Below are 10,246 nucleotides of genomic sequence, written 5' to 3' on the forward strand. Positions count from 1 at the left end.
CGGTGGCGGTGACAGCGGCGGGAGCGACTCCGGCGGGGGTAACAACGGTGGTGGTGACTCGGGCGGTGGTTCGGACGGTGGCGGTGACTCCGGTGGCGGTGACAGCGGCGGAAGCGACTCCGGTGGGGGCAACAACGGTGGCGGATCCTCTGGCGGGGGCAACAACGGTGGCGGTGACAGCGGCGGTAGCAACTCCGGCGGTAGCAACTCCGGTGGTGGTGACTCGGGCGGTGGTTCCGACAGTGGCGGGGATTCCGGAGGGAACTCCGGTGGCGGCGACAGCGGCGGCGGGAACTCGGGCGGCGGGGACTCGGGCGGTGGGTCTGACAGTGGTGGCAGTTCCGGCGGTGGGTCGTCCGGTGGCGGGGACTCTGGCGGTAGCTCCTCAGGCGGTGGCAGCTCCGGTGGTGGGTCGTCCGGCGGTGGCTCCTCCGGCGGCGAGGACAAGGACGACAAGGACAAGGACGACGACGAGAAGGAGTATGAGTGCAACCCGGTCATGGCCCCCTGGGGAATGATGCAGAGCTGCACCGAGAAGGGCAGCAGCGGCGGTTCTGACAGCGGTGGCGGCAGCAGCAGCGGTGGCAACGACGACAAGGACAAGGACGACGACAAGGACGACGACAAAGACAAGGACAAGGACGATGGCAAGATCGAGTGCAATCCGACCGGCGCCGGGTCGCAGTGGGGTCTGACCGGCTGCAAGGAGGACAACGACAAGGACGACGACAAAGACGAGGATGACGACAAGAAGGACGACTGCCGGAACGACACCAACGTCGCGTTCTACGGCAGCGTGACCCCCGGCTCGGCCGGCAGCGGGCGGTACACGCTCGCCTCCGCCGGGGGCAGTACGCGCGTCATCGTCTCCGGCACCTCGCTCGCGGCTCCCGGGGTCGACCCCATGAGCACGCTGAACGCCCTCGCCGGTTCCGCCCTCGCCGGTGTCGACACGTACCAGAGCGTGGAGGACAGGCTCAGCAACGCGCTCGGGCTCACCGACCCGCCGCCCCCGCCGATCCCGGACGATCCCGATCCCGAGGACAAGCCCAAGGACAAGCCCAAGCCGCCGCCGAAGCCGCCGCATCTTCAGGGCTGTCCCGTCAAGACGCCGATGAATGTCCTGGACGACATCCCGGACTACAAGGCCGGCAAGGACGGGCGTAAGGAATGGTCAGAGGAAGTCGAGAAGATCGCCAAGCAGAACCCGATGACCGAGGACTTCACGGCCGAGGACGCGCTCACCATCGCGGACTACACCGGCTACAAGGCCGAGACCATCAACAAGTGGCTGCGCAATCCGGCGAACGGCGACGGTGATCCCAACAAGTTCAGGGACGACATGGACCGGGCTCTGGACCATCTGCCCAAGGTCGAGGGGACGTTCTACCGAGGGACATTCATGTCGGACGAGATGCTGAAGAAGTTCGCGTCGGGTGAGTCGGTCGAATTCCCCGAGTACCTCAGTACGTCCAGTGACCCGGCGAAGGCCGAACGCGCCTTGAAGAAGACCGAGGCGAAGAACATCCCCGGGGGCGAGAACGTCCTGCTCGAAATCGAGTCGGACAACGGCCGCAACATCGACCCGCTGTCCCGCTATCGGGGGCAGGAGTCGGAGGTTCTCATCCCGCGGGGTGGCGCGTTCGAGAAGGTCGGCGAGACGACGAAGATCATCGGCGGCAAGGAGTACAAGGTCATCAAGGTGAAGCAGGTCGGCTGAGCCGCTGGGCCGCGTACACCACGCGTACCGCCACGCGTACGGCCCTGTGAGGTGACCGGGAGGTCGCCCCACAGGGCCGTCGTCATGTCGGGGATCAGTGGATCAGCGGATCAGTGATCCTGGATCAGCCCCGGTGGATCAGTAGGCGTAGCTCGTGTTCCCGCCGAGCGAGGCGGCGACGTGCTGCACAGCCGGGTCGACGTTCAGCATGTGCACCGACTGCACGCCCGACGTGGAGACGTTGTTGCCGACCTGGCCCTCCGCGTTGTGACCCCAGGCGAAGACGTCCTCGCCGAAGACCGCGATGCCGTGGTGTGAGCCGGCCGCGATCTGCTGGGCGCCTGCCAGGCGGGGGATCTCGATCGGAGCCGTACGGTTGACGAGCGTCTTGGCGTCCTTGGCGGCGGCCGGGTCGGCCTCCAGGAGCTGGTTGTTCTGGTTGGCGCCCCAGCCCCAGACCGTGTCGTCGTCGGTGATGACGTAGTTGTGGTTGGCGCCGGCCTCGATGTCCGTGACGTTCTCGATCCAGTCGACGTCGACCGGGCGCGTGCTGCTGCGCGTGGAGGAGTCGCCGAGCTGACCGGAGGAGTTCTTGCCCCAGGCCTTGACGGTCTTCTCGGTGGTCAGCGCGAGCGCGTGGTGGCAGCCGGCGTCGATCTCGGTGATCTTCTCCAGGCCCTTGATCTCACGGGGCGCGGAGCTGGTGGCGCGGGTGCCGCTGCCGAGCTGGCCGTAGACGCCACGGCCCCAGGCGTACACCTTGCCGTTGTCGGCGAGCGCCATGCTGAAGTCACAGCCGGCCGAGACCTGCTTGACCTTGGGCAGGCCCTGGATGCGGGTCGGGACGGCGCGGACGTCGCCCGTGCGGTTGTTGCCGAGCTGCCCGTAGGTGTTCTCGCCCCACGTGTAGACCTGGCCCTTGCCGTCCAGCGCGAGCGCGTGCTGGCCACCGGCGGCGATGTCCTTGATGTCGGCCAGGCGCGGCACGTTGGTGGGGACGTTGCGGTTCGTGCGGTCGCCGTTGCCGAGCTGGCCCGACGAGTTGTGGCCCCACGCCTTGACGGTGTTGTCGGTGAGGGCGAGCGCGAAGGAGTCGTCCGAGGAGGTACCACCGGCGGAGATCCGCTGGACGTCGCCGCGGACGAGCGAGGTGACGGGCACCGGGGTGGTGCTGTCCTTGGTGGCACCGTTGCCGAGCTGGCCCGTGCGGCCGGCGCCCCAGCTCAGGACGGACGGGTCGTTGGCGGGCGCGGCGGAGGCCGAGGCCAACGGGGTGATTGCGAGACCGGCGGTGAGGGCGGCGGTCAGGAGTGCGCGACTACGGCGCATGGGGGTGTGTCCTCTCGTGATGGTGCGGACCCGTCCTCGCGGGACCGCATCTGATCATCGACACGCTCGTTGGCCACCTTCAGAGGCGCGACCGGCCGCACACCCGGATGGTCCCCGACAGCGACCCGAACGGCGCGCAGCCGGGCGCACGCCCTCGGACGCTCGCCCCCGCCCTCCGACGCGATCGCCTCAGAGATGGCGGTCACGCCGTCGAGCCGGTCGCGTACGGCGGGCAGATCGGTGATCCGCTCGACGGCGGTGTCGGGGCGGTGCCGCTGGCCGCCGGGGCTACGGTACGCGGGGAGCAGGCCCTTCTCCTCGTAGTAGCGCGGTGCCCGGACACTCACTCCCGTCTTGTCGGCGACCTCACCGATGCGCACCGCTCCTCCACCCACTGATCTCACGCAAAGGCAGAACGTCATGCGCGCAGCCCGTTATCACCAGTACGGCGGTGTGGAGACTCTTGTGGTCGAGGAGGTGCCTGACCCGCGTCCCGGGGCCGGTGAGGTCCGTGTCCGTGTCGCGGTGGCCGGGGTCAATCCCATCGACTGGAAGGTGCGTTCGGGTGCGGCGCGGGCGAGGATCCCCGTCGACCTGCCCGCGATTCCCGGGCGGGACGCCGTCGGCACGGTCGACGAGATCGGTGCGGACGTACGGGGGGTGAGCGTCGGCGACCGGGTCTTCGGGCTCGGTGGCGTCACCGGCGCGACGGCGGAGCTGGCCGTGCTCTCCGCCTGGGCCAAGGCGCCCGAGACGTGGAGCGACGAGGAGGCGGCGGGCGCCGGTCTGGCATCGGTGACCGCGATGGGCGGGCTGAAGGCGCTCGGTCCCCTGCGGGGGCGCACCCTGCTCATCGAGGGGGCCGCCGGAGGCGTGGGCAGTGCGGCGGTCGAGATCGCGGTGGCCGAGGGCGCCACGGTGATCGGGACGGCCGGCGAGCGCAACCACGAGTTCCTCGCCTCGCTCGGGGCCGTTCCGACCACGTACGGCGCCGGTCTCGCGGAGCGGGTCGCCGCTCTGGCTCCGGGCGGTGTCGACATCGTGCTCGACACCGCCGCCTCCGGGTCCCTGCCGGATCTGGTCGCGATCGCGGGCGACCCCGATCGCGTGGCGACGGTCGCCGACCACGCCAACGCGGAGCGCCTGGGTGTGCACATGGCCAACGCGGCGAACGACCCCGCGCTCCTCGCCGAAGCGGCCGACCTCGGGAGGCGGGGCGGCTACACGCCGCGTGTCGAGCGCGTCTTCGCGCTCGACCAGATCGCGGAGGCGCACGCGTACGGCGAACGCGGACACACGCGGGGGAAGATCGTGGTCCGCGTCTGAGCCCGTCCCGCCCCGGGGAGTTCTCAGACGGCCGGGTTCAGGCAGGTGGGCGTGAAGGCCAGCTTCGCGAAGCGTTCGCCCATGCGGAGGTGGGTCGGGGCGTCGGGGTGGAGTTCGTCCGGGAGGGGCAGTTCGGCGTAGTCCGCCTCGCCGTACAGCTCCCGGCCGTCCAGGTGGTGCAGGTTCGGGTCCTCGGCCGCCCGCTGCCGTACGACCCGGGCCAGCTCGTCGCGGATGACGTTCAGGGTCAGCTTTCCGCTCGCGCGCTCCGCCGGGTCGCCCATCGCCAGGAAGCGCAACTGGCCGTCGCCGATACGGGAGAAGTCCGGGGCGCTGGGTCCCGGGGTGTCCTCGTGGATGCGGCAGTACGGTGCCGAGACGACGAGCAGCGGTGTCGTCGGGTGGCCTTCGCGGATGGTGTCGAGGAAACCGTGCACGGCCGGGGCGAGGGCGCGCAGCCGCATCAGGTCGGCGTTGACCAGGTTGATGCCGAGCTTGAGGCTGATCAGGTCGGCCGGGGTGTCCCGCATCGTGCGCGCGGTGAACGGGTCGAGCAGGGCGCTGCCGCCGAAGCCCAGGTTGATCAGGTCCACGCCGCCGAGTGAGGCGGCGTGCGCGGGCCAGGTCGTGGTGGGGCTCGCGGCGTCGGAGCCGTGGCTGATCGAGCTGCCGTGGTGCAGCCACACCGCGCGGCCCCGGTCCGGCACCGGCTCGACGGGGGCGTCGGTGCGCAGCGCGATGAGTTCGGTGGTCTCGTTGTGCGGCAGCCAGATCTCGATGTCCTTCGCGCCCTCGGGCAGGTCGCCGAAGCGCAGGGTGCCGGGCGGGCCCGGTCGCTGCTCGGCGGTGCCCGCCGTCATGTCGATGGTCAGGACGTTGCCGCCCGACACCGAGGACTGCGCCGTCAGCCGGCCGTCGACCAGCAGGTCGTACACGCCGTCGGGGCGGGGCGGGGCGCCCACGTAGGAGCGCTTGGTGGGCAGGGTGTCCAGCTCGACGGTGCTCGCGCGGGTGCGGAACGCGAGCCGTACGCCGGAGGGTTGGGCCTCCGCCATGGCCAGCTGCGGATCCGTGTTCTGGGCGCGGGCCCAGGCGGGCAGGCGGTGGGGGAGGACGCCCCGCGCGGTGTGCTCCAGGTCGAGGGCGCCGCGCAGGATGTCGGCGGAGATGGGGGTGGTGGTCAGGTTCTCGCCGGTGCTCATGGTGTCTGCCTCGTGCTGATCGTTGCTGATCGTCAGGGGGTGGGCGGGGTGCGCAGCAGCGCGTCGACGTGGTCCACGATCCACACCCAGGTCTCGTCCGACGCGGGTGAGCTGTGGCTGAAGCCGCCGGCCGTCTCCAGGCTGATGTAGCCGTGGAAGACGCTGCCCAGGAGCCGTACGGCGTGGGTCTCGTCCGGCTCCGTCAGGTCGTACCCGCGCAGGATCGCCCGTGCCATCTGGGAGTGCCGGGGGCCGGCGCTGGCCGCGGCCGTCTCGGGGTCGAGGGTGAGCCGGGCGGCGGTGTAGCGGCCGGGGTGCTCGCGGGCGTAGTCGCGGTAGACGTGCCCGTAGGCGGCCAGGGCGTCCTTGCCCGCGCGTCCGGCGAGCGCCGTGGAAAGCCGGTCGGCCATCTCCTCCAGCGAGAGGAGGGCGATGCGGGTCTTGAGGTCCTGGGAGCTCTTGAGGTGCGAGTAGAGGCTCGCGACCTTGACGTCGAACTGCCGGGCGAGCGCCGAGACGGTCACCTGCTCGAAGCCGACCTCGTCGGCCAGCTCGGCGCCCGCCCGGACGAGGCGCTCGGTGGTGAGTCCTGCACGGGGTGACATGGGATTCGGGCCTCCTTCCGCGTACTGCTTACCTGAATCGATTATGCACATACCTAAACCTATTAGGCTAGTGCGGTTCGGGAGAATCTCGGAGGTGCGAGACGGCTTTCACGGGGCAGCCGTTCTCCTGTCGAGATAAATGAAGGGAATGAAAGGGGGGACGGGGCCGCACAGCGGACCTCACGACTGTGGCGATTTCCGCGGAACAACCGACCGATACAGGTGGTGGCATGAAGAGATCCGCTCTCCGTCTGGCGCCGTATCCGGTGCTCGTCGCGGACACGCACGGCGTCGTGCGCTTCCTCAACGACACCGCCTCGGCCCTGCTCCCGCACGCACGGCCCGGGGCGGACGTGACCCGCGCGGTGCCCGGGTGGCTGGCCAGCGCGCACCAGAACCTGTCCGCCGTTCCGGTCGGGAGCCCCACGGGCCCGGGATCGGCCGAGCCTGAGCCCTCCGTCAGCCCCGCCGTCCGCGGTGAGATCGGCGAGCGCAGCTTCGAGGCGCACCCCACCTGTGAGGTGACCGGTGAGGTCGTGTGGTGGCTGGTGGACGACACCGATCATCTGCTGGCCCGCGAGGCGCTGCGCATGGAGCGCGAACGGACCGCCTTTCTGGGTGACGCGTCGAACGCGCTTCTGTCGTCGCTCAATCTGGCCCGTTGCACGGCGATGACCGCGAGGCTCGCCGCCGGACACCTCGCCGACGCCGCCCTGGTCATCGAACCGCCCGTCGGCCGGGGGCTGGTGATGGTCTCGTGCACGCGCGACGGTGAGCCGGTGCGGCGACAGGTCGGCGTCGGGCCCGACCTCGTCCCCGGCCTGCCCGAGGCTCTCCAGGGCTTCCCGCCCGTGCCCGCGCGCTGGATCGACCCCGCTGCCGCGCCCGCCTGGATAGTTCCCGAGGGCTTCGGCACGGTCGGCTCGATAGTGGTGACCCCGCTGCCCGGCCATGGCGTGTCCGCCGGGGCGCTGGTGCTGCTCCGGGGCGCGGGCCAGGCGCCGTTCACCGAGAACGAGGAGGTTTTCGCCCGGCTGTTCGCGGCCCGCGCGGGGGCCGCGCTCTCCGCGGCCAGGCTGTACGAGGAGCAGAGCTCGATCACCGAGACGCTGATGCGTGAACTCCTGCCGCCGGTGCTGCACGACGTGTCCGGCGTGGAGTTCGCCGGCGCCTACCGGCCCGCGGCCGACAGCGAACGAGTCGGCGGCGACTTCTACGACGTCCACCCCGCGCCCGCCGACTCGGAGGGCCAGGAGTCCCTTGTCATCCTCGGTGACGTGTGCGGCAAGGGCTTGGAGGCCGCCGTACTCACCGGCAAGATCCGCAACACGCTCCACGCGCTGCTCCCGATGGCCGACGACCACCAGCGGGTACTCAGCCTCCTCAACGGCGCCCTGCTCAACTCGCACCACACCCGTTTCGCGACCCTCGTCCTCGCCTCGGCCGTACGGCACGCCGGCAGCGTGCGGCTGCGGCTGACCAGCGCCGGTCATCCGGCCCCGCTGATCGTGCGCGGCGACGGACAGGTCGAAGAGGTGGGCACCCACGGCACTCTGGTGGGCGCCCTGCCCGAGGCGCCGGCCGTCACGGTGGAGGCCACTCTCGCGCCCGGCGAGAGCTGCGTGCTGTTCTCGGACGGCATCACCGAGGCCAGGGGCGGCCCCCTCGGCGACGACCAGTACGGCGACGACCGCCTGCGCAGTGCCCTGTCCGAGTGCGCCGGGATGCCGGCCGCGGCGGTGGTGGAGCACATCCAGATGCTGGCCTCCCAGTGGGTCCGGGGCGGACGGCACGACGACATGGCCGTGGTCGCGATCACCGCCCCGCGCAACAACCACCTCAGCGCGGTAGGCGGACGCGGACCGGGCAGGTTCACCGCATGAGTGCCACTCCGACACATTCCGCACCGACCCACCCGACCCCGTTCGGAGAGGCCGAACTCCGCGGCACCACCGAGAAGTTGTGGGAGGCGGTGTCACGCGGCGACGAATACGCGGCGTACGGCGTCGTCCTCGGCGCCCAGGGCGCGGGAGCCGACGACGAGTCTCTTCTGCTCGACGTCATCGGCACCGTCCAGCGCAAGGTGGGCGAGGAGTGGGCCGCGAACCGGATGAGCGTGGCGACGGAGCACATGGCGACCGCCGTCAACGACCGGGTGATCGCCGCCCTCGCGGCGCGCCACGCTCCGGCCGCCGCCAAGGACCTGCCCGAACACGACACGGGCCAGGACCGGCCCGGACGCATCACCGTCGCCTGTGTGGACGGCGAGTGGCACGCACTCCCCGCCCGGCTGCTCGCCGAGGTGCTGCGGCTGCGCGGCTGGCACGTCGACTACCTCGGTGCCCAGGTGCCCACCCCGCACCTGATCGGCCATGTGCGCCGTACCGGCCCGGACGTCGTCGCCCTCTCCAGCTCGCTGGCGACCCGGCTGCCCGCCGCGCACGCCGCCATCACCGCCTGCCGGTCGGTAGGCGTCCCCGTGCTGGTCGGCGGCGCCGCCTTCGGCGACGACGGCCGCTACGCCGGGCTGCTGGGTGCCGACGCGTGGGCGCCGGACGGCCGCGCCGCGGCCGAGCTGCTGGCGGGAAGCCCGTTGAAGCCGCCGCTCACCGGTCATCAGTCCGTTGACGACCTGCCACATCTCGTGGATCAGGAGTACACGATGGTGCGGCGGGACAGCGGGCGCCTGGTCAAAGCCGCTCTCGCCGGACTGGAGGACCGCTTCCCCGCCATGCGGTCCTACACCGGGCTCCAGCGGCAGCACACCGCGGAGGACCTCGGCCACATCCTCGACTTCCTCGCCGCCGCGCTCTACATGGACTGCGAGCAGATCTTCACCCGCTTCCTCATCTGGACAGCGGGCATCCTCACGGTCCGCGGCGTCCCCGCGGCCTCACTGACACCCACCCTGGACGTCCTCGGGACGGAACTGAAGGAGTTCCCCCGGGCCGGCCGCTTGATCAACCACGCCCGAGAGGCCCTGAACGACTCCACCCTTCCGACCCCACGATCCGGATCAGGAGTGCTCCGATGACGACGATGCCGCCCGCCGGCCTGCTGCTGACCGTCTCGCTGACCGACGCGCACACCGTGTGCGTGGGCATTGAGGGCGACCTCGACTACGACAGCTCCCAGCAGCTCCTCGACGAGACCCGCGAGCAGCTGTCCCGCCACCCCGGCACGCGCCAGCTACGCCTGGACTGCTCCCGGTTGGGCACCTGCGACTCCATGGGCCTGGCCACCCTGCTGGCGGTCCACCGGGCCACCGGCGCAGCCGGGGTGCGGCTGCATCTCGACGGGCGCCCCGCCTCCCTGGAGCGCGTCCTGCGGCTGACCGGCACTCTGGACCACCTGACCGATCCGCAGGCCGGCGCCGGGAGCGTCCTCACCGAGGAACCCCGCCCCCTGGTCCGGCCTGATCGACAAGACACGCCCTAGCCGCCCTGGCCGCCCTTCGTGTACGTCACCGACTCGCCGCCCGCCGTCGTCGTACGTTGCAGCCGGCCGTCCGGGAGGATCGTCAGCTCCGTTGCCGCGCCCGGGGTGCAGGAGGACATCGGGCGGCCCGTCGTGACCTTCGACGGGCCGATCTTCAGCGGGCCGGAGCCCGGGGCCGCGTCGAGCGCGGCCTCGAAGACGCACTCGTACGTCCCGCCCGTGTCGGTCGGGCCCTTCGCCGTCAGGACGAGGACGGTCTCGCCCACCTCGCCCTGTCTGACGGAGAGTTCGCGGGTGCTGCGCCCCGCGGCACCGTCGATGGTGCCGGACCAGGCGCCCAGGTACTTCTTCGGTACGTCGCCCGCCCCGGCGTCGTCCTCGCTCGCCGACGGGGACGGTGACCCGGTGGCCGAAGGCGCGTCCTCGGAGGGGGAGTTGTCGTCCGCCGCCGCAGCGGACGACGTGTCGTCGGCCGAGTCGCCCTTCTCTCCGCCGCTGCCCATGAAGGCGTACACCGAACCGCCCGCGCCCAGCGCGACGACCAGCGCGACGGCGATCAGCGCGATCGTGCCGCGTGTGCTGCGGCGGGCCGGCTCGGGCTGCGGGGCGGGCGCGGGGGTGTACGG

Annotated in this window: 9 protein-coding genes and 1 pseudogene; 5 read left to right on the forward strand and 5 right to left on the reverse strand. The window is 71.3% G+C overall.

Annotation, left to right across the window (positions count from 1 at the left end):
* A partial coding sequence (locus BHU15_RS22395; RefSeq protein WP_218028074.1) for an ADP-ribosyltransferase occupies window positions 1-1,720 on the forward strand: 1,720 nt, incomplete at its 5' end.
* Between the two features lie 138 nt (window positions 1,721-1,858).
* Here BHU15_RS22395 and BHU15_RS22400 read toward each other — a convergent pair.
* Window positions 1,859-3,049, reverse strand: coding sequence for an RCC1 domain-containing protein (locus tag BHU15_RS22400; protein ID WP_069628846.1), 1,191 nt, complete (start codon window positions 3,047-3,049; stop codon window positions 1,859-1,861).
* Window positions 3,025-3,429, reverse strand: coding sequence for a MerR family DNA-binding transcriptional regulator (locus tag BHU15_RS38480; protein ID WP_079128304.1), 405 nt, complete (start codon window positions 3,427-3,429; stop codon window positions 3,025-3,027). Before BHU15_RS38480 ends, BHU15_RS22400 begins: the two co-directional genes overlap by 25 nt.
* A gap of 40 nt (window positions 3,430-3,469) precedes the next feature.
* On the opposite strand from BHU15_RS38480, the gene BHU15_RS22410 reads away from it, so the two are divergent.
* On the forward strand, window positions 3,470-4,375 hold the full coding sequence (locus BHU15_RS22410; RefSeq protein WP_069628847.1) for an NADP-dependent oxidoreductase: 906 nt from the start codon (window positions 3,470-3,472) through the stop codon (window positions 4,373-4,375).
* A 23-nt stretch (window positions 4,376-4,398) separates the two neighbouring features.
* Here the strand turns inward: BHU15_RS22410 and BHU15_RS22415 are convergent, their stop codons facing one another.
* A complete protein-coding gene (locus tag BHU15_RS22415; RefSeq protein WP_069628848.1) occupies window positions 4,399-5,577 on the reverse strand; it encodes a GDSL-type esterase/lipase family protein in 1,179 nt (392 codons plus the stop codon).
* Between the two features lie 32 nt (window positions 5,578-5,609).
* Window positions 5,610-6,182: a TetR/AcrR family transcriptional regulator gene (locus BHU15_RS22420; protein ID WP_069628849.1), complete on the reverse strand. Its 573-nt coding sequence runs from the start codon at window positions 6,180-6,182 to the stop codon at window positions 5,610-5,612.
* Window positions 6,183-6,412: 230 nt separating this feature from the next.
* Here BHU15_RS22420 and BHU15_RS22425 point away from each other — a divergent pair, with 230 nt between their 5' ends.
* From BHU15_RS22425 to BHU15_RS22435, 3 genes are read left to right on the forward strand one after another with little or no spacing between them, the layout of a single operon-like run.
* Entirely contained in the window at window positions 6,413-8,065 is a 1,653-nt protein-coding gene (locus BHU15_RS22425) for a PP2C family protein-serine/threonine phosphatase (RefSeq protein ID WP_079128305.1), read from the forward strand.
* On the forward strand, window positions 8,062-9,216 hold the full coding sequence (locus BHU15_RS22430; RefSeq protein WP_079128306.1) for a cobalamin B12-binding domain-containing protein: 1,155 nt from the start codon (window positions 8,062-8,064) through the stop codon (window positions 9,214-9,216). Before BHU15_RS22425 ends, BHU15_RS22430 begins: the two co-directional genes overlap by 4 nt.
* On the forward strand, window positions 9,213-9,620 hold the full coding sequence (locus BHU15_RS22435; RefSeq protein WP_069628850.1) for an STAS domain-containing protein: 408 nt from the start codon (window positions 9,213-9,215) through the stop codon (window positions 9,618-9,620). Before BHU15_RS22430 ends, BHU15_RS22435 begins: the two co-directional genes overlap by 4 nt.
* On the opposite strand, the pseudogene BHU15_RS40265 reads toward BHU15_RS22435, so the two are convergent.
* Window positions 9,617-10,246 (reverse strand): annotated as a pseudogene (locus tag BHU15_RS40265) (serine/threonine-protein kinase); the annotation flags it as partial. The gene BHU15_RS22435 and the pseudogene BHU15_RS40265 sit on opposite strands and share 4 nt — an antisense overlap.

Origin of the sequence: Streptomyces niveus (assembly GCF_001723055.1) — a bacterium.
Classification (GTDB): domain Bacteria; phylum Actinomycetota; class Actinomycetes; order Streptomycetales; family Streptomycetaceae; genus Streptomyces; species Streptomyces niveus.